Below are 19,806 nucleotides of genomic sequence, written 5' to 3' on the forward strand. Positions count from 1 at the left end.
GATAAGTATAATAACGGCGAGTAAACAGATTATTGATGTTCGCCTGTCCCGACATCTGGCGGGTTAACTGATAACGAAAAAACAGGCTGACCCGAGGGAGTGACCGTAGTCTGCCGTAACTACCAGTTGCGGAAGCGTGCCGGGCTGATTTTCTGCCATCACTGTTTTGCCGGAATAGTCACAGCCAGCAGCCCGTATCGTACAGTGTACAGCTGTAACAGGTAAAAATCCTTACCTGCACGGTCAGTGCCAGTAAGGATAAGTGAAAAATATTACGCCCGCCGGACAAACGGCACTTCCCTGCAGCGACAGGTTTACTGAAAGACACCTTTATTCCCTGACAAAAGGGAAGTAAATCACCGGTCTCAGGCTATCCGAACATAAACGATAAATATAACTGCCGGTATCTTTTGGGTAATCACTGCCAATGGACAGCGTAACCTTCTCCCGGGTCAGGGAGTCACATTTACTTATTAAATTGTAATGCGTATGATTATCATTAGAATTTAATAAGGATTCCGCCCGATAACGGGTCCGTTACTTCCCCGGAGTTAAGCATGAGATTGCTATTCAGCCCGCGTAAAACCTTACTCGCTGCTGCTATTGTTACCACCTTTAGTCTGACGGCTTGCCAGGCTCCTGCCGAAAAGACCTCAGCAGTGCCCGTAACACATACTGTCACTCCCCCCGCAGACAGCACACTCATTCAGAGACAGTTAGGTGACGGGTTATACGAAATGGCAAATTCCCCGTCGGCCGGTGTGCTGTATGTTGCCAGCGCACAGAGTTTTAAAAATGTGAATGGCGGTATACTGTACCGTCTCGACCCGCGCACACTAAAGACTCTGGGTGAAACCCACACGGACCTGAAAAACTTCGGAATGGCGAGTGATAAGAAGGGCGATGTTTTTTACACCACCAATACCCTGGACGGTAGTATTTCTAAAGTGGATGCGCACAATGGTAAAGTGCTGCAACGCCTGGTCCTTGGCGGTAAAAACAAAGAAGGCTATAACATCGGTGCCCGCGAAATCCTGTGGCATGGCAATGAATTGTATGTCGGAGCAGTAGCAGACCCCGGCTTTATTTCTGTCATAGATACCAAAACATTTCGCCTGAAAACCCGTATTAATAACGCCGGTAAATGGGTGACCGGTATTATTTATTCACCACTGACTGATCGTATTTATGCGGCTAACGGCAGCAGTGAAATACTGGTGATTAATCCCCGGAGTTATAAAATTGAACGGCGTCTGACACCGGGAGATGGTAAAAAATATCTGTTCCTGAATATGGCTGAAGACCCTGCCACCGGCCGGTTGTTTGTAACGGATGATTCTCAGGGTAAAACCACCCTGGTGTTTGACGAACACAGCGGTAAGGTAATTAAACGTATTGACGGCGATGCTCTGGGTATTAAATTCAATCCGGTACGTAACGAGATCTATATCAGCCAGCGTCAGTCGAAAAAAGTTCTGCAACTGGATGCAACCAGTTACGTGCTGAAACACAGCTGGTCATTTGACAGTCATCCAAACAGTCTGCTGATATCGCCGGATGGTCAGAGCCTGTATGTGACAGTGAAACAGGATTTCAACAAAGATACTTCGACGACGGGTCCCGACAGTGTGGTGCGTATCAGCCTGCAGTAGCCCGCAGAGTAATAATGGCCGGTGAACCCGTTTCTCCGGCCATAATACGATAAATATTTTTTATCCTCACCACCAAATAAACCGGCTAAAAACCTGTTTAACCCTGTCCTGATAGCTGCCACATTTTTTATTTCACATCCGACGCTAACAATTAATACAAAGTTTTCTTGTTATATCCTGACAAACTATACAATTCGTTTATCAAAAAGTAGCAGAAATGTGACCTATAACACTGATAGTTATTACCGGCTGGAATGATAATAAATTTTTATCTATAACCTCTGTATTGGCGTCAGCATCTGCAGATAATGATTACATGCTGGCAACACCTGTCGCAATAGTCTGATAAAAAGAAGGTACCTGTTATGGCATTCTCAACGATTAATCCTTACACCGGTGAAACTGTTAAGCAGTTTAATGATGCAACGGACAGTGAAATCTCAGCGGCGATCAGTCGCGCAGACCAGACCTTTGCCGAATGGCGTCAGTTGGCTATCGCGCAGCGTACAGTCATTTTACAGAAAGCCGCCGATATCCTGCGGGAAAAAACACAGTTTTTTGCAGAAATCATTACCCTTGAGATGGGTAAGATTATTGGTGAAGCACGTGCAGAAGTCGAATTATCGGCCAGCATTTTTGAATATTATGTAAAAAACGCTGAACAATTACTGAAGGACCAGCCCCTGCCGGTCGCTGACCCCGCCGAGGGACAGGCCGTTCTGGTCCATGAGCCTTTAGGAGTACTGCTGGCCGTCGAGCCCTGGAATTTCCCGTTCTATCAGATTGCCCGTATCCTTGCACCTCAACTGGCTGCAGGGAATACCCTGTTACTGAAACATGCTTCTAACGTTCCCCAGTGTGCAGAAGCTTTTGAAAAACTGATGCTGGATGCTGGTTTACCGGCCGGCGGCTTCACTAATCTGTTTCTGCCACACAGTAAAATAGAATATGTCTTGAAAGATCCGCGGGTACATGGTGTTGCCTTAACCGGCTCCGAAGCGGCAGGTGCCAGCGTGGCGCAGACGGCCGCTAAATACCTGAAAAAATCCACCCTCGAACTGGGCGGTGCTGATGCTTTTGTGGTACTGGCCGACGCTGAATTAGATAAAACGGTTGAATGGGCGGTATTCGGTCGCCACTGGAACGCAGGCCAGGTCTGTGTGTCATCGAAGCGTATGATTATCCATGAAAAAATTTACGATGCTTTCCTTGAAAAATACACTGCCGGGGTTGCCGCCCTGAAAGCCGGTGATCCGATGGACAATACAACCCGGCTGGCTCCCCTGTCTTCTCAGCGTGCTGCAGATAACCTGAAGCAGCAGATAGCGAAAGCGGTGGAACATGGTGCCATCGCCACCGAAGTCGGCGATAAAGTTCCGGCACAGGGCGCTTTTGTTCAGCCAACCATTCTGACAAACGTAACTCCGGATAATCCGGCGTATTATGAAGAATTTTTTGGTCCGGTGTCGATGATAATTAAAGCCAGAGATGACGAAGATGCGGTCAGAATAGCCAATGATTCTCATTTCGGGCTGGGTGGCTCAGTATTTACCGCTGATCCTCAATACGGTTATCAGCTGGCGAAAAAAATCACTACCGGAATGGTCTATATTAACCACCCTACAATGGTGAAAGCAGACCTGCCTTTTGGCGGAGTAAAACGTTCCGGTTATGGCCGCGAACTGCTGGGGCTGGGTCTGAAAGAGTTTGTTAACCATAAACTGATTGATATCGTTGATATTGATGCACCGTTCTGACAGCGACTGCGCGCAGATATCCATCTGTAGCCCCGGCAGAAACGTCCCCGCTGCCGGGGTTTTTGCCGCCAATTGCCGGAACAGACAGAATATCGCTGCTTTTTCCGGCAATACAGCGCAGATTGTTTCTTTTATCATCAAACAATCCTGCGGCAGATAAAACCGCTTTGACAAGCCGGGTGCCCGCCGTTACTATGCGCCCGTCTTCACGACAATTCCTCTGTAGTTCAGTCGGTAGAACGGCGGACTGTTAATCCGTATGTCACTGGTTCGAGTCCAGTCAGAGGAGCCATATTAAAGAAACCAGATGTCTTCGGATATCTGGTTTTTTGCTTTTTATCAATTGGTTATCCCCTTCCCGCGGATATGCACTCGCCCACTAAAAATCCCCGAAGCTATACCTTTTGCAGGTAAATTGGTGGTAATGGCAGTGCGATTGCGTTTTTACCAACAGTCGAAGGATGCCGTTATGCCACTTACTGATACTAAAGTAAAAACGCCAGGCCCCTCGGTAAGGAATATAAGCTGACTGATGGCTTACCGCTTCGACGGCAAGCAAAAAATCGTTTCCATAGATATCTTCCTGTTGTTTCACTTTCTGCTGCACAACAATGCAGTGATGAGGCCGGAAGCGATGGTTTTACGTTGTATTCCGGCAGTTCGGCTGCAAGACGCAGCACACCATACCGGTGTTTTGCCGCACTGAATACCCTGCGAACCGCATTATCGCAGTTAAGACGGAACTGTTGATGCAGGCTGACCTGGTCACGGCGTCTGAGCCAGGCATACCGCCGCTGCGGGTGACACCCGGCACCCGGCACATAACCCTGATGCTGAACTCCGCCTGATATTTTTCAATAAAGACAACCTTCATTTCAGGCGCTTCGCGAACTATGTCGTGGCCTTTTGGGGGAATGACCAGCTCCTCATCCCGTTCTGCCCGTTGCCGCTTTAACCGGACATTTTCTGCGGCCAGTTCACTTTCACGTTGTGAAGAGGTCATTTGTTGCTGTTGCTTACTGCCCGGGTATAGAACGGCGATTGGTAAAGACTGAGTTGGCGGGCAGCAGCGACGCCGATACGTTCAGCCAGTTTCAGGGCTGCATCACCAAGTTCAGGCGTGTTTCTGGGCTTCTTGCTGATTTATGTCGGTTTTATCATGGGTCACCTCTGGCTGAGGGTTTACTCACTTAGTCGTATATCCACTATTACCGGGTAAAACCAACAGTCGTTGCAAAAAACCTATTACAGACAGCGTGTTGCCCCCGCAGTCGCAGTATGACGAGAGTATCGATGCGGAAAGTTTAACGGGCCGTTAATGTTACCCCCGATGTTCTGGGCGTTCTCTGTCCTGAACATCCCGGGCTGCCGGTGCGGGCGGTAAAGAGTCCGCCCATCCAGCAAACGACATTTACCGGTCATTGCTGTTGATAACAAACGACTGATTGTTAAATGTGAAAGACTGTAACGGTAGCAGGACCTATTTTTGGTGCTATGATGGGTGTATTAGGCTGTGCAGTTTGCACGTATTCATTACAGGAGAGGAACTATGACAGCAAAACAACGCAGCACGCAGAGTGTGACCATGACGGTAGAGCGTACTTTACTGCTGCGTGCGCGTGAGGCAGGTATTAACCTGAGTGCGACCCTGACAGCCGCCCTCGATGCGGAGCTTCGGTACTATGAAGCGAAAAAATGGCAGCAAGAGAACAGGGAGGCCATAGCCGCATTAAACGGTTTTCATGATGAACATGACTGTTTCAGTGATGAATACAGGACATTTTAACTATGCAGTTCACCGTATATAGGAATACCGGTAAAAGCACCCTTTACCCACTACTACTCGATGTCACAAGCGATATTATTGGACAACTGAACCGCCGGATAGTGATTCCGTTGCTGCCTATTGAAAAATATCCGCCAGGCCACCGCCCGGATCGCCTTATCCCCGTTGTTAGACTATCGGACGGCAAAGAATACGCTGTTATGGCTCATGAGCTGGCAAGTGTCCCTGTCCGGGCTCTGGGAGCGGCGTTCTGTAATGCTACTCAGTATCGCTCTCAGGTAAAGGCCGCCATAGATTTTCTCATTGACGGCATTTAGTCGTGGCTGCCGACAGCCAGTTCCAGTTCAGCTATCGGGCGGAAGAAAAATATCTCGCGATGCTTCGCATCAAACAGAACGGGAACGTTGTTCCTCATCCCTGTCCTGATACTGTCAAACAGCCTGATCAGCGACTCAGAATAAGGCTTTGATGCCGGGCTCAGACTCGGAGAAAAAATTGAAAAGGATATGGTCGCTATTCCTGTCGGTAAACCGGTAGTGTTCAAAATTCTGTGTCATTTCAGTAAACTAATCTAAAAAAAGAGATGACACATGACCAGGCCCACCTTAGACATTGAAGCCGCCATTGCCGCACTTCGCGCAGGCAAGGATCTGACCGGAAAAGACGGCATCCTGACACCACTCATTAAGCAGCTTACCGAAATGGCGATGGCCGCTGAACTTGAGCAACACCTCAACCAGGATAAAACTGCAAACCGCAAAAACGGCTCAACACCAAAAACCGTTAAAAGCCCGGCGGGCAGCTTTGAACTCAACACGCCACGTGATCGCGCCGGAACCTTTGAACCTCAAATGGTTAAAAAGCATCAGACCCATCTGACCGACGAGCTGGAACGTAAAATTATCGCACTCTTCGCGTTGGGTACCAGTTACCAGGATATCCGCAATCATATTGAAGAAATTTATGGCATCAGTGTTTCCAACGGCACCCTGAATGCTGTTACTGACAAGCTGCTACCTGAATTGCAGGCCTGGCGTGAGCGTGACCTTGACCCGCTTTATCCAGTGGTCTGGCTGGATGCCATTCACTATAAAATCAAAGAAAATGGCCGCTTCATCACCAAAGCGGTTTACACGATTCTGGCACTGAATATCGAGGGTAAAAAAGAACTATTGGGCCTGTATCTGTCTGAAAATGAAGGCGCTCATCACTGGCTCAGCGTTCTGACCGACCTGCATAACCGGGGCGTGAAAGATATCCTGATAGCCTGTGTTGATGGTCTTAAAGGTTTCCCGGAAGCTATAGAATCCATCTATCCACAAACAGAGATTCAGCATTGTATTATCCACCAGATACGCAACTCACTTAAATATGTCGCCAGCAAGAACCAGAAAGCCTTCATGGCCGACTTAAAGTGTGTCTACAAGGCTGCAACACTGAATGCAGCAGAGCAGGCGCTGGACGAACTGGAGAGCCGTTGGGGCGAAAAATATCCGGTTGTTATTAACTCCTGGCGTAACAAATGGCAGACGTTATCAGCGTATTTTAAATATCCCGACTATGTTCGAACAGCAATTTACACCACCAATGCGGCAGAGGCTGTCCACCGTTAGTTCCGCAAGCTGACGAAAACCAAAGGCGGTTTTGCTAATGAAAACAGCTTGCTGAAGTTACTTTATGCCGGTATTTTACGAGCATCAGAGCGCTGGACCCACCCGGTACAGAACTGGAATCTGACACTGTCTCAGTTGTCGATCCACTTCGCCGGTCGACTTGATAATCATATCGACCTGTAAGCCTTGACACAGAATAATGAACACCCTCGAGTCAATTATAAATATTTATCAGTAGGTTATTAAAATAAAGATCCCCGCGCGCTTACTCAGGTCACACGGGGCGAGTTTATTTCTGGTTACTCAGCAACCGCAGGAAACAGGGGTTCCTTCTTTTCCCTCAGTACCGTCAGTGGAATAACCATCCCGTGCCCACCAGTCCAGCCCACCTGATAATTCTTTTACCTGAAAACCGGGCGTCATCAGTTTCATCGCTGTTTTGGTCGAAGCGTTGCAACCAATGCCATCACAATAGCAAATATATATTTTGGTTTTATCCGGGTGTTCTGTATTGTTAAAACAGATTTCTTTATGCGGCTGATTGATTGCTCCGGGAACATTCCCTCTCTACTATGTATTTTCAATTCAAAGATAGCAAAGCAGTACATGTATTAATATACTGCTCAATATATAGTTTTATGATATATTCCTTTCAGGATATGACATAAATCCTTTTACCTCATCAATAGTAGTGTACCACTCTGATACTTTTTCACCTCCTGAACAGGCTTCATACTCACCAGTATATTCATTTATTTTATCCATGGAAAAATAACTTATCTCATCCGGGAAAATCATTTTATTCTGAACAATAACTTTCCCTTGCATGAAGTATAAAATCCATGAGAATAAAAACTCGCATCTTTAGGCGGATACATTGAAACTACTAGTGTCGCATTATTTTTTTCCATAAATCCCTTCTTTTAAAGAAGATAGCCAACTTGCATAGTATTGTTTGATATTCCAATAATCTATAGTGATTTGCATCCCTTCTTTAAAATCACCTATGGTAATTGAATCTGGCAAGACTGTTTCATTAAATTCAGACTTAAAAGATTTATTTTCTGTAAAATACCAAACATGTCACCCTCCTTTTACCCTGTTTAAATCTTTATCATATGTACCTAAGCGAACGCCTTTTTTACTAAATTACCGAGGGCTCTGGCTGTCAGTAAAACGTGATCGGTGAGCTTCGCAGCCCTTCGGGTCATAGAAATCCCTCTGAATTCAGGTTAGTAGAAAATTCTGTTTATGAACACACCGGTTTTTCGGGGGGATTAGCGGGGTGCCCTGGCTGGATGTTCGAGGGGACAAGGAATGAAGCAGCACCCGGGATTTGCCGTGCTGCTTTTACAAAAAGAGTAAAAGCTACCAACGAAGATCTGACGTTGGGAGGAAAGTTATTTTTTTTACCATTTCGTCCAGGTCGTAACTGACTTGCATTGCTATAGGCATATGAAAATCCTCTATGGCATAACGTTCAGTCCATCCAAAGGATTTGTTTGCTACCTTGCGTGGAGGAGCTGCTTTATCTGGTTCCCCGAAGGTATCATGCATCCACTGTCGTGACATTTCTGCTTTGAGTGGTGTAGGTAAATCATTAGGAAAAATCCACCCTTTTATACCATCCCGCTGAATTCGTAACGTTATTTCCTGAAGGATCATTCCATCTCGTTTGAAAGAAAGAAATACTCCCTCTTTGACCATATCAAGACTAAGGTCAGGATCTCCATATTCTCCAGAAGGCTTCGTTTTATACGGTATAATGTCCTGAACAACTATTTCGTGATACGTTTGGTTTAAGCAACGGATCAATGCCTCAATATTTATTGTCATTTATACAATCCTACTGATGAATTAAGTTTATGCATTTTAACCCTTGCTGCTTCTATTTGTGCTTCTGTAGCACAATGCTCTTTCAATGCTGGTTTTATTGCATCAAGGTTTCTGTCCACTGCTGCCCGTAAATTAGAAGCATCTAATTTAATCTGAGCTTCACTATTCCTACGCCCATAAGTTTCGCTGACTTTTCGGTGAATATCTATTGGAACAATAATTGCTGCCACCTCATTTGCTAAATCATTAATATCATCTTTGTCCAATAAAGGATCTAAGTTTCGATAATATTCTTTTACTGCTGCCTTTGACGGTATATGATCAGCATGATATTTACCTTCACGAGAACGTCCTTCGAGATTACTATATAAATCCACCTCTAAAAACTCAACAGGTGGCTTGCTCAGGTATACATAAATCGGCGGAATATCCGGCAATGGCAGAACAAGAATATAATCCGCAAATGTCTTCTCTTCCGGCGCAGGAGTGGTTGTCGCCTCGATGCGGGTATTTTCCGGTAGCGGATCAACAATAACAGGGTTTGGTATCCTTACCGGGTGCCGGTTGCCCGTATTTGAAGGAACATTGACACCTGAACTGTCGGGCGTCCAGATAATGGTGATACGCGGATCTTCCTCTGTGGTGAACGTATAGGCTTTTCGGCTGCTGTCCCACTCCATTTTGCGCACACGCACCCTGTCTTTACCCGGTGGCGTATGCCAGCCATGAGGAACCGGGTTACCTTTATCATCCTGTTCCCATGTATAACGCACGCGGCTTGGCGCTTCACGCATCTGTTCCAGACGCATACGGTCAATGAAATCCTGCTCTCCGTCATTGAGCCTTCCGGGCATCATTCCCATCACGACTGCGGCGATGGGAGCACCGGGGCCACTGGCAGCAATCCTTCCAAGTCCTGTAGCCATCTCACCCAGTTTTACCGCCCACGTTCCTGATGTAATGGCATTTCCACCAATCAGGGTAAGAACACTGGCTCCTTCAACAGCCGTCTGAACATTAGCAGCACTTGTCGCTGCGGCTGTTGCCCGCTGGTATTCCACTTCTTCATAATTACCGAACCACCATTTATACAGGGCGCTTCGCTTTTTCGGCTGTGGAATATCTTCAGCAGGTTTGTTTTTCCTGGCGGTCTGAGCATGTTGGGGAACATCAGTATCGGAAGCTGGATCAGCAGGGGGAACGGCCTGATAAAATGCCATCGCCGCAAAATGAGTATGGGGTTCCTGCTCTTCCCCGGCATCATTACAACCTTCACCCCGCAGGCAGGATTTGGCAAACACACGATTGCGGTCACGTTCTTCCGCCCGTTGTTTAGTTCTTTCTTCTGCTGCGGCCTGACGTTCAGCAACCAGTGCTGCAACAGAAGGATCCGGGCCTCTGCCAACCCATTGTCCTGCCGGCGCGATAATCCGGTTAGACCCTGACGGGCAGGCACAGCGTACAACTGAACCATCCACCGCCGCTATTTTTCCATCATTGGTATCACGGGGTTCACCGGAGACGATAACCCCTGCCTCACCGCATACAGGACAGGGGGTGGTTTTGTCCCCGACACGAACCACCCTGCGTCCGTGTTCAGTATCATTGGACATGGAGGCGATACACACAGCACCGGTGGTGGTTTTATCACCCTCCAGTGCGGTTCCCCGGCCATAACAGTTCGAACGGTTTCCCATTACGCCACCTTACAGGGTGGCAGGCAATCCTCCGGCACGAGATTACTCTGTCTGCCCTCTGTTGTAGCCCGGTACAGGGTATTAACATGCCAGCAATATACCTGCGGGCCAGCGATAAGCACACGCGCTGCCTCAGTGATTGTGGCCGGTGCTTCCGCCGTAAACAGGGATTGCACTGTGGCTGAAAACCGGTCCGCGGTCCGTCCATTGTTGTATTGACGATCCATTGGCTTTTCCTTGTCAGCGCCAGGGGGTAACTGATGCAATATTAACCGGCTTGTAATTTGACTGAAAAGAGATGCCCGTCATGATATGAAGAATATTAAAGAAGAAAAAACTATAACAGGGACCTTCGGCTTAAGGGATTAATGGTGTTATCGTTTCTTTATTTATCTGGCAGAGTTAGCGTTACCCGATAGAAAAGAGATTGTACCGGAAACAGGCATATACACGGTTAGCTGTTGCCCGCTCTCAGATGCTGATTTTATCAGCAAACAGTCTGCGGCATGGTAAAACAGCTTTGACAATCCCCTCCTGCCTCGTTATGATTCGCCCCGTCTTCACGACAATTCCTCTGTAGTTCAGTCGGTAGAACGGCGGACTGTTAATCCGTATGTCACTGGTTCGAGTCCAGTCAGAGGAGCCATTTTAAAGAAACCAGATGTCTGCGGGCGTCTGGTTTTTTGCTTTTTATCAATTACTTCCTCTTGTCCGGATGCGTCTGTTAAAAAACACCCGATGCTATACCCCTTTGCCAGTAAGGGAAGCCGCACCTGGCCGGTGACAGAAAAAACATATGAAATCATCTGCGCTGACCTGTCGCGTAACAACGTGACAGCCCCGGAGACTTTCCCCTGATTAATCCGACAGACCTGCAGGAAAATCAGGTCAGTTGCCGCCGACAGCGCTTACGATACCCGGTGATATGACCGGTCCCCATAAAAAAGTCTGCGATAATGCGGGCCGGCATCCCGGTTATCTTCAGAAAATATCGCGCAGATGGTATATCATGGCCCATTGATACCTTTTGAGCGCTCCGGAGAAACGATAATGCATCATATAGCTGATAAATATTACGATATGGTCGATGAATATGCTGACGAGACCGAAACTCCCGTTACACAGGATGAGTACGATGCACTGGCGGCGTACTTCGAATTACTGCTTACTCGTTTAAGTAATAATGAGGAGATCAGTGAAAGTACACAGCATGAAATTGCTGCAGAAGCCGGTATTCATAAACAGCGTATCGATGATATCGCTATGTTTCTTAACCGATGGGGTAATGAATAACCCCCTTCCCTTACCCGGATAACGGAGCACAGCACAACCCTGTGACGCCACGGAGGCTCTGTTTCCGCTAATGGCGGGCAGATAATATTGTGACTGAACAGGAATAAGTCATACCCGGCACTCTTATGCCGGGTTTTCACTAATCTGCGGTGCTTTTCCGCGATGCTCCTGAAGTTCAGATAACCAATGCCCCGAATAATCGTTGGTGAAATATTCAGTCAGCGAGAATCTGATTATTTACAGCCTGTAATTTCGCGGTTAATTCAAATACACCCCGGGGAAATATAAATTAACACAGGCAGAGTTTTTTTATTTATAAAATATCCACCAACAGTTCAGGCAATAAAAATTGTTTACTCTTCATCACGCCAGTGAGAGAGGAACTGTATGGCATCATTAGCCCGCAGCCGGTCAATGCCTGAATCGCCGGCCATTTGCTGTTGTGCATGGTCACTGACGTCCTGGTTATTCATTACCCTGGTAATCAATAGTTGAAAATAAGTTGCCAGTGAATCCCGTTCGGTATCTTTTACCGGTATATCAGATCCCGCAGCGTATTCATCAAGGATATGGTAAAACTGAAGAGGCACCCCATGGGTCATAATTAATTCCTGGTAAAAGTCTGATTAATCACTGTTGTTATTTAAGCCCGGGATAATAGCATTGCTATATCTTTTTTTCTGTCATTCCCTCCGCAGTATCGTCAGGAAAAGTAAATAACACTTTACGCTTTAGCGGCTGCGTGTCTGTTTTTCAGACAGCTTACCGGGATATTCAGATAACCGGTCAGCGGTTGTCGTAAAAATCACAGTGAATGAGCGCTTTCCGGGTTCGTTTTTTTTGCCTGCGGGAGTACACTCTTTCCACCCAAGGGGTCCGGTGACTTCCCGCCGGATAATACACTGACCATTCTCAGGTGAGAATTATGCGTAAATTAACCACTGCTTTACTGTCTGCTGCAATTGTACTCCCGCTGTCTTTTGCCAATGCTCAGGTCATTACCCGTGCTGAACAACAAAAAATGGAAAAACAGGGATTAGGCGGTGGTAAAGGAACCGTCGCAGCAGCATTCGCCTTTACCCGTGACAAAGCAGGTGCTGACCAGGCAATCAAAGAAATAAGCTGGCTGACACTACAGCCGGGAACCTCTATCGGTTATCACAAACATATTAATAATGAAGATGCTTATATTATTGTTTCCGGCAGCGGGATCTTTAAAGACACTGACGGTAAAGACTATCCGGTCACTGCAGGAGATATTACGATTGTACGTGAAGGCCAGTCTCATGGGCTGACCAACAACGGTAAACAGCCTCTGGTCGTGGTTGATGTTATTGCCGCAAGGTAATAAGTCTGCCAGACTGCTAAGTCACTGACGAGAATACACTGCTATCTTCAGAGACTGCCGGGGACTGTTTTCCGCAGCCTGGCAGTCTCTTTTCCTGACCATAATCATCACTCCTGCCGCTGACAGAGTTTTGCCCTGCACAGAAAATCCGGCAGAGCAATCCCCTGCTCAGTCATACTCAGAACTCAACGCTGGCACTGAGGACTGCATTACGGGTTTCTCCTTCTTCAACCCGCAGATTACCACCGCTGGAGGTATAATAATGCTTGTTAAACAGGTTATTCAGGTTCAGTTGTAAATGGGTCTTTTTACCCAGCAGATGACTGTCCCAGGCGATAAAACTGTCAGCGACCGTGTATGCCGGCAGGCTGAAACTGTTATCAGGATCGCCGGCACGGGTCCCCATATAACGGGCTCCGCCACCAATACGAATATTACCGGCAATGACCGGAATACTTATCCCGTGACTCAGGTAGGCTGCTGCCGAATGTCGGGGCGCATTCTGCAGACGGTTTCCGTTATTGGCCGGATTATTCTGGTCATCGGTAATAATCGCCTGATCATAACTATAGTTAGCACTCAGCTGCCAGCCAGAATATATTTCACCATTGATCTCTGCCTCGATACCCCGTGAACGCGCTTTCGCCACGGCATAGGTTGAGCCATTGAGGGACAATGACAGATCCCGTTCTTCAATATTATATAATGCCAGGGAAGCGAACAGCGCCGGCGTAATTTGCCACTTAGTCCCTGTTTCATAGGTGGTCCCTTTTTCCGGCTGTTCGACATTGCCATTATCATCAATGCTGGTTGATGGCGTGAAAGATTTACTGATACTGCCATACAGTGAAATATCCGGTGTCAGCTTATAGATAACACCGGTCTGGGGCAGAAATTTATTCCCGATATCATTATATTTTTCGCTGACCGGAGCGAAGCCACTCGACTCCCGCTGTTCATAATGCTGATAACGCCCGCCCAATACCCCGGTCCATTTTCCGGTCAGTTCAATACTGTCTTTGACATATACCGAACGGCTGTGGATACGGTTAAGCAGATTGGCGGTGGATTTCTTTTCGGTACTGCTGTCAGTTACCGGAACCATCCCGTAAACCGGTCGGTTCAGGTTATAAATGGTGTTGGTTTTCCCCGTATAAGCATGAGCACGGTATGTCTGATCCATTTCATAATCTGCCCCGGCCACAATATTGTGTGTCATACCGGCAAGCTGCGGGGTACCGATCATATCCCAGGAAAGATATTTGGTTTTATGATTAAAACCGCGATTAGCATCGGCCCTACGGGTTACCGCTCCGGTGGTCGTGTTAATCGCTGTTACCCTGACCTCATTATTACTGTAGTGCCGCTGGTTCATTCCGGCACTGATGCGGGTACTCCAGATATCATTAAACTGGTAATCCCAGTGGCTGCTAAAGGTTTGGTTACGGCCCCAGGCATGGTTAGTGTAATCATCCAGTCTGGTTTTATAGCCGATTGATACGGGTTTTCCGTTAACAAATGCTGTTCCGCGATCATAAGGAATATCGTACTGAAAGCTTTCGTAACTGATATCAAAACTGGCTTTATCACCTATCCACTGTAATGACGGGGCAATCAGGTTATGCTTATCATTACCGAAACCACGCCAGTAATTCTGAGCCTGTTTTTCGGCAATCAGGCGGAAGGCAAAACCATTTCCCAGCGGGCCTGTAATATCAATACCTGCGGCCCCGCCACCGGTACTGTTGTAATGACCGAAAGTTGTGGTACTCCACTGATACTGCGGTTTTTTACTGACAATGTTAATCACTCCGCCCGGATTCTGGATACCATAAAGCAGTGATGCAGAGCCCTTAAGCACTTCTACTCTGTCCGTCGTGGCATCAAGGTTCAGGCCCTGGCTACTGCGGATACCGTCCCTGAAAATTGAACCATCCGAGTTAGACCCGAAACCACGGCGTAAAATACCGTCTTCGGTACCGGCAAGCGTATTACTCCGGGCAACGCCACTGACAAAATGCATCGCATCAGACAGGCTGGTGGTCTGAAAGTCTTTCATTTGCTGTTGTGTGACCACACTGACCGACTGTGATTCTTCTAACCGTGAAACCGGAGTTTTACTGCCAACAGTGCTGGCTGAAGTGGTATAGCTGTTTTCTGTCCTGCCCGCTGCCGCGCTGCCGGTGACCGTCAGGGTATTATTATCCCCGCTATCGGCGGAAAAACCGGCCGACGGTAAGATAAAAGTGCTGCTGCAAACCACCATCATAATTTTTCGTGATGCGTTGCGGTGATCGGATAGTGGTGTATTTCTTTTCATTTACAGGGTGTATTCCTTGCCAGTAGGTAAATTCTGTCGAGAGCCTGTCAGTCAGATAACCGGAACCATCGGCTACGCCCCGGGAACAGTCCGTAATCCCCCGGCCACAGAACGAGAACATAAATCTAATTGATAATCATTCAAACACAGGAGGATGTAGTAGTAAATTATAAATAACCCCTAATCACTACATCATCTTAAGATATTCAAATTAGTTATGGTGTTAAAAAGAAAAAATAACTAAATGATAAATAACAATAATAAAAACATTAAACACATCAACAACAAAAATACAGAGCCCGTGGAAAGTGACTTAACACGACTAATTCACCTTGACTACTACACTTCAGCCACTCAAAATCACCTTATTTCAGCGCCGTTTTCGGCCTGAAGGCCCGCCGCTCTGTCAGTCCACTGAACGGTAAGACTTTTTTATCCCGTTCGCGGCGACAGCAGGTAACCCGTAATGACAATCTGTTATTTATCTCCCCGTCCTTATCGTTTCCGTTATCTGTGCTGGACGCAGATTTGATATTTAATACCTGGCGGGCAGATAATGGCGGAGGCCCGCAGGATGAAATAAACCTGATGGATAGTGTTATCCCGGGCTGGTGTGCGTTTCTCAGCGCCTGTCGCAAAAGCCACTATGTTATGGTATCCCGTAAAGAGGCTATTTCTAATTCATTTGCCGCCATGAGTCTGATGGCAGCGGTCGTTCAGTCACAGGTCACCGGATTGGCTGTGCCGGGCGAAAAATAACCGGAGCCGGGGATGTACGAAACTAAGAAAACAAAGCACAGAATTGATATTTTCGGTGACCGGTTACGCCAGCGGGGCCCGCAGTTGTCCGCCGGTTTGCAGGCAGTGTTGTATTATATTAATCAGCACCGTGCCGGGGTGCTGGAGTCAACAGCACTGGAGATTGCTGCGGCATGTAATACTTCAGATGCCACTGTCGTCCGTTCCGTTCAGGCACTGGGATTTGCCGGGCTGCGGGACCTGAAAAAGACCCTCAGATTATGGTTCGAGCCCGTTCCGGATTCCACCGATAAAATGAGCAGTACGGTGAATGAGTTCAGCTCTGATATTAATTCAGGTATTGATTTTGTGCTGGAAGGCCACCGGCGAACCTGTGATGTATTATCCACAACAGAAAACAGGGCCGCTATCTCCACCGCAGTTGCTCTGCTGCTCGAAGCAAGACAGGTGGCTATTTTTGGTATCAATGCTTCAGGGATTCTGGCGGAATATACGGCGCGGTTATTTAACCGTATTGGCCTGCCCTGTATGCCGCTTAACCGTGCCGGTGTCGGGCTGGCTGAACAGTTGCTGACCCTGCAACGGGGAGATGTTCTGATCATGATGGCACAGAAATCAGCTCATCGTGAAGGAATGACCACTCTGCGGGAAGCCAGACGGCTGGGGAATCCGGTGATCCTGCTGACCAATGCGCCGGATTCCAGATTTGCAGAAGCTGCTGATGTGGTTATCCGGGTTCCGCGTGGCGGCGAAAATGGTAAAGTCCCGTTACATGGTACTGTACTGGTGTGTCTGGAAATGCTGGTGCTGGCGGTTGCCTCATCAGCCTCGCAACGCACGATTAAATCCATGAAACGTATGCAGGAATTACACCGCGGACTAAAGCCCGGCAGCCATAAACGCTGAATGATTTAGCTGGCTGATATTACCAGGCTCTGTAACCGCCCCTGACGGGGCGGTTAGGCTTTCACTGCCAGTCAGGCTATTGTACTGGCATCGCCATATACACTTTCAGATTTTGCGGATTCAGTAACAAGCCCGCCATTGTCCTGACAGCTTCCGGCTGTATGGCCTCTGCCAGTCCGGCAGTCTGTGACAGATATCGCGGGTCATTATAGTGACGGTAGCTCAGGATCAGCCGCCGTTTCAGACTGTCAATATCGTCACTGCGCGACTGCTCTGCCCGTATAAACTGACTGCGCTGTTGTTCAATCTGCTGACGGGTAATTGTTCCCGCTAATTCACTCAATACAAGTTGCGCATGCTGCCATAACTCTTCGGCCCGTCGGGGATCAGCAGTAAAACTAAGTCCGGTTTCAATCCTGCCTGAGCGATCATTCAGTTCACTGTTAAATTGCAGGCGGTAAACCCCCAGAGCATTATCTCTGAGGCTGGTTTTTAATGCCTGGTAAGCGAGGTTTCTTGCAATACTGACCTGCACTGCCGCCGCCGGAGACCAGTCACGGGGCGTAAAGCTCCAGACCTTAACATTCGCCTGCGGCTCACGGTTAATCGTGCTGATCTGCTGGCGATACCCCCCGTCCGCAAGTTGCGGCTGCACTTCACCATTCAGGGTGCGTGGTATCGTTGCCAGATAGCGCGCGGCCAGGGTTAGGATCGGTTGTTGCTCCATATCCGCAACCAGATACCAGGTCACAGGTGTCGCGGTGGTATGTTGCCACTGGGCCAGTAATTGCCGGTTATCAATACTGTTCAGCTGACGAGCATCGGGTTTTTCCCCGCCGGTTTTACTGTAACGTAACTGATGTATTTGCTGCTCCGCATTACCTCCTGTCGCCTGCGGAGCAGCGGCTTGCTGGCGAAGCATCCTCATTATACTTTCTGCTCTGACCTGAGGGTCAATGCCGGGGTTAACCTGTATTTCGTGGTTGATTGCCAGCAGGTTTTCCAGGGACTGCCGGCTCCCGGTACTGTCAATATGCAGCATGTCGGCTTGCTGGCTGATTATCAGAGAGACCCCGTTATGCTTTTTCCAGCCATCAAAGGATTTGCCTTGCCATCCCCGGGGGCCGCTCTGATTAACCAGCTGGCTGGCCAGTTGTGACCACCAGGGGTCGGAACCGTCCATCATAAAGCCGCCCTGGCTGGTTGCCGATAACCAGATACGGTCTTTAGCCAAATCAGAACGCAACCATACCAGACGGTCGCCATTACTCAATGTCCATTCACGCACCTGCTGCTGCGGATAGTCTTTCATATTACTCAGGCTCCCTGTCGAACGAACCGGTTGTAATTCAGGGAGCACCGGCGCGTTTACAGGGCTGAAAGGCTGTAACGGCAGATCGGCAATCTGTTTTATTTGCTGCTCCGCCTGGCGGATATCCGGTAATACCGCCTTACTGTTTCCGGGAATACCAAACTGGATCAGCTGATCTCCAGCCATTAACCATTGCCGGATCTGCTGGTTTATTTGCTGATCGGTGATACGGCTTTCGATCCGAAGGACTTCCTGCCCCAATTGCTGTCGGTCCGTCTGGTACCGGCGTTGCTCCCAGCGGCTGGCTATTGTCCTCACCCAACCAGAAAAATCCCGTTTTTCCGGAGCTGATACCATCTCCAGTGCGGTCTGGTGTATTTCATGACGTTCATCTGCAATATAGCGAGAGTCTGCGCCGTAACGCAGCACTCTTTCCCGTTCCCGCAATAACGAAGTTAAGCCCTGAGTATGCTGACCCGGCATAACATCCAGAAATAGCCCCAGGGCACGGGTCTTCCGGCCAATATCAGACTTACGTACGATAATATGGCTGTCGCTGGCCAGCCCGGAAACTGGCATTTGCTGAAACTGCCGGCTCAGGACTGATAATGCCATCTGACTGATCAGCCGCTGCTGTAAACCGGAAGCTGTTTCATTGAAACGAGTGACAAAAGAGACCTGGCTGGTACCACTTTCACTGTCCTGTAACCGGACAATACGTAGTTGCTGACACAGCTCAGGTTCATAATAATCCCGGCGAACAACCGCGGTATCAGGCAGAGCGGAAAAATACTCTGCAATCAGCTGCTGTGCCTGGCGGGTATCAAAATCACCACTGATCAGTAAACGCATTACCGACGGGTGGTACCAGCGCTGATAAAACTGTTTTATGGTGCCGGCATCAGTGTTGAGGATCGCCTGCTCATTACCGATCGGCGGACGCGACGGGTAGCGGGAGCCAGCGCGTATCGCCGCTAACCGTTGCTGGTTCATACGTTCAGCCACACCAAGTTTATCGCGCCACTCATCATGGATAATTTGCCGTTCAGTCTGTAAATCTTGCGGGCTAATCGTTGCGGCCCCCATCATCTGACTTAGTCCATGTATCGCCAGCGGCAAACCATGGCTTCCATCGGGGGGGCTCATCATAAACAATGTCCGTTCATAGTTTGTCATCGCATTAAAATTAACCCCCCGCTGCCAGCCATGCTGCTGTAGCATATTGCCGATCCCCTGCGGGAATTGCTGACTACCGCGATACAGCATGTGTTCAAGCATGTGTGCCACACCCTGTTCATTTTCCTGCTGGTCCAGGGAGCCCGCATCAACACTCAGCCTGATATCAATCCGCTGCCCTGCCTCTCTCATCGGGGCCAGAGTATAGCTGAACCCATTATCCAGTCTGCCTTCAATAATCTGCGGGGCGAGGCTGACCCTGTCCGCGGTAATTCCCGCCTGGCTGAATAAAACAATGGCTGCCAGCAAACATCTGCGTATAAATAAATGCATTACGTAATCATTCCCTGC

Annotated in this window: 13 protein-coding genes, 2 tRNA genes and 7 pseudogenes; 13 read left to right on the forward strand and 9 right to left on the reverse strand. The window is 48.3% G+C overall.

Features of this window, described 5'->3' with window-relative positions; translation table 11 throughout:
- The first annotated feature begins 557 nt into the window (after nt 1-557).
- The 4 genes from JK216_RS10365 (at nt 558) to JK216_RS10380 (ending at nt 4,115) form a co-directional block, all read left to right on the forward strand.
- Nucleotides 558-1,652, forward strand: a complete 1,095-nt coding sequence (locus tag JK216_RS10365) for a hypothetical protein (protein WP_212712060.1) — start codon at nt 558-560, stop codon at nt 1,650-1,652.
- A 365-nt stretch (nt 1,653-2,017) separates the two neighbouring features.
- On the forward strand, nt 2,018-3,409 hold the full coding sequence (locus tag JK216_RS10370) for an NAD-dependent succinate-semialdehyde dehydrogenase (RefSeq protein ID WP_212711041.1): 1,392 nt from the start codon (nt 2,018-2,020) through the stop codon (nt 3,407-3,409).
- Between the two features lie 216 nt (nt 3,410-3,625).
- Nucleotides 3,626-3,701 (forward strand) — tRNA-Asn (locus JK216_RS10375).
- Between the two features lie 240 nt (nt 3,702-3,941).
- On the forward strand, nt 3,942-4,115 hold the full coding sequence (locus tag JK216_RS10380) for a hypothetical protein (protein WP_212711042.1): 174 nt from the start codon (nt 3,942-3,944) through the stop codon (nt 4,113-4,115).
- On the opposite strand, the pseudogene JK216_RS17030 reads toward JK216_RS10380, so the two are convergent.
- Nucleotides 4,048-4,552 (reverse strand): annotated as a pseudogene (locus JK216_RS17030) (IS3 family transposase); the annotation flags it as partial. The gene JK216_RS10380 and the pseudogene JK216_RS17030 sit on opposite strands and share 68 nt — an antisense overlap.
- 406 nt (nt 4,553-4,958) lie before the next feature.
- Between JK216_RS17030 and JK216_RS10385 the strand changes: the two are divergent.
- Together JK216_RS10385 and JK216_RS10390 are read left to right on the forward strand one after the other, a co-directional pair.
- On the forward strand, nt 4,959-5,195 hold the full coding sequence (locus tag JK216_RS10385; RefSeq protein WP_212712061.1) for a type II toxin-antitoxin system CcdA family antitoxin: 237 nt from the start codon (nt 4,959-4,961) through the stop codon (nt 5,193-5,195).
- Nucleotides 5,196-5,197: 2 nt separating this feature from the next.
- Nucleotides 5,198-5,512 (forward strand): CcdB family protein, encoded by a 315-nt coding sequence (locus JK216_RS10390; RefSeq protein WP_212711044.1) that lies wholly within the window; start codon nt 5,198-5,200, stop codon nt 5,510-5,512.
- On the opposite strand, the pseudogene JK216_RS10395 reads toward JK216_RS10390, so the two are convergent.
- Nucleotides 5,509-5,646: pseudogene (locus tag JK216_RS10395) on the reverse strand (molybdopterin-guanine dinucleotide biosynthesis protein MobC); the annotation flags it as partial. The gene JK216_RS10390 and the pseudogene JK216_RS10395 sit on opposite strands and share 4 nt — an antisense overlap.
- Nucleotides 5,647-5,785: 139 nt before the next feature.
- Here JK216_RS10395 and JK216_RS10400 point away from each other — a divergent pair.
- Nucleotides 5,786-6,991: pseudogene (locus JK216_RS10400) on the forward strand (IS256 family transposase).
- Nucleotides 6,992-7,111: 120 nt separating this feature from the next.
- On the opposite strand, the pseudogene JK216_RS10405 reads toward JK216_RS10400, so the two are convergent.
- The 4 genes and pseudogenes from JK216_RS10405 to JK216_RS10420 form a co-directional block, all read right to left on the reverse strand.
- Nucleotides 7,112-7,369 (reverse strand): annotated as a pseudogene (locus JK216_RS10405) (rhodanese-like domain-containing protein); the annotation flags it as partial.
- Nucleotides 7,370-7,444: 75 nt separating this feature from the next.
- Nucleotides 7,445-7,654, reverse strand: a pseudogene (locus tag JK216_RS10410) (hypothetical protein); the annotation flags it as partial.
- A gap of 522 nt (nt 7,655-8,176) precedes the next feature.
- Nucleotides 8,177-8,644 (reverse strand): DUF6392 family protein, encoded by a 468-nt coding sequence (locus tag JK216_RS10415; protein WP_212712170.1) that lies wholly within the window; start codon nt 8,642-8,644, stop codon nt 8,177-8,179.
- Nucleotides 8,641-10,341 (reverse strand): S-type pyocin domain-containing protein, encoded by a 1,701-nt coding sequence (locus JK216_RS10420; protein WP_212715379.1) that lies wholly within the window; start codon nt 10,339-10,341, stop codon nt 8,641-8,643. Before JK216_RS10420 ends, JK216_RS10415 begins: the two co-directional genes overlap by 4 nt.
- Nucleotides 10,342-10,911: 570 nt before the next feature.
- Here JK216_RS10420 and JK216_RS10425 point away from each other — a divergent pair.
- The 3 genes and pseudogenes from JK216_RS10425 (at nt 10,912) to JK216_RS10435 (ending at nt 11,634) form a co-directional block, all read left to right on the forward strand.
- A tRNA-Asn gene (locus JK216_RS10425) sits at nt 10,912-10,987 on the forward strand.
- 143 nt (nt 10,988-11,130) lie between these two features.
- Nucleotides 11,131-11,262, forward strand: a pseudogene (locus JK216_RS10430) (IS5/IS1182 family transposase); the annotation flags it as partial.
- A gap of 129 nt (nt 11,263-11,391) precedes the next feature.
- Nucleotides 11,392-11,634 carry a DUF2543 family protein gene (locus tag JK216_RS10435; RefSeq protein ID WP_212708964.1) on the forward strand — a complete coding sequence of 81 codons (243 nt, stop codon included), beginning with the start codon at nt 11,392-11,394 and terminating at the stop codon, nt 11,632-11,634.
- Nucleotides 11,635-11,987: 353 nt separating this feature from the next.
- Here the strand turns inward: JK216_RS10435 and JK216_RS10440 are convergent, their stop codons facing one another.
- Nucleotides 11,988-12,236, reverse strand: coding sequence for a DUF2543 family protein (locus JK216_RS10440; protein WP_212711863.1), 249 nt, complete (start codon nt 12,234-12,236; stop codon nt 11,988-11,990).
- Nucleotides 12,237-12,559: 323 nt separating this feature from the next.
- On the opposite strand from JK216_RS10440, the gene JK216_RS10445 reads away from it, so the two are divergent.
- Nucleotides 12,560-12,982 carry a cupin domain-containing protein gene (locus tag JK216_RS10445; protein WP_212708966.1) on the forward strand — a complete coding sequence of 141 codons (423 nt, stop codon included), beginning with the start codon at nt 12,560-12,562 and terminating at the stop codon, nt 12,980-12,982.
- A 178-nt stretch (nt 12,983-13,160) separates the two neighbouring features.
- Here JK216_RS10445 and JK216_RS10450 read toward each other — a convergent pair whose 3' ends face one another.
- The gene (locus tag JK216_RS10450; protein WP_212710988.1) at nt 13,161-15,251 is read right to left on the reverse strand and encodes a TonB-dependent siderophore receptor; all 2,091 of its coding nucleotides are present in this window, start codon (nt 15,249-15,251) and stop codon (nt 13,161-13,163) included.
- Nucleotides 15,252-15,818: 567 nt separating this feature from the next.
- Here JK216_RS10450 and JK216_RS10455 point away from each other — a divergent pair.
- A pseudogene (locus JK216_RS10455) lies at nt 15,819-16,061 on the forward strand (iron-siderophore ABC transporter substrate-binding protein); the annotation flags it as partial.
- Between the two features lie 12 nt (nt 16,062-16,073).
- The gene (locus JK216_RS10460) at nt 16,074-16,967 is read left to right on the forward strand and encodes a MurR/RpiR family transcriptional regulator (RefSeq protein ID WP_212708968.1); all 894 of its coding nucleotides are present in this window, start codon (nt 16,074-16,076) and stop codon (nt 16,965-16,967) included.
- 76 nt (nt 16,968-17,043) lie between these two features.
- Here JK216_RS10460 and JK216_RS10465 read toward each other — a convergent pair whose 3' ends face one another.
- A complete protein-coding gene (locus tag JK216_RS10465; protein WP_212711864.1) occupies nt 17,044-19,788 on the reverse strand; it encodes a pitrilysin family protein in 2,745 nt (914 codons plus the stop codon).
- Between the last annotated feature and the right edge of the window lie 18 nt (nt 19,789-19,806).

The sequence above is a fragment of the Tatumella sp. JGM94 genome, assembly GCF_018257595.1.
GTDB lineage: Bacteria > Pseudomonadota > Gammaproteobacteria > Enterobacterales > Enterobacteriaceae > Tatumella > Tatumella punctata.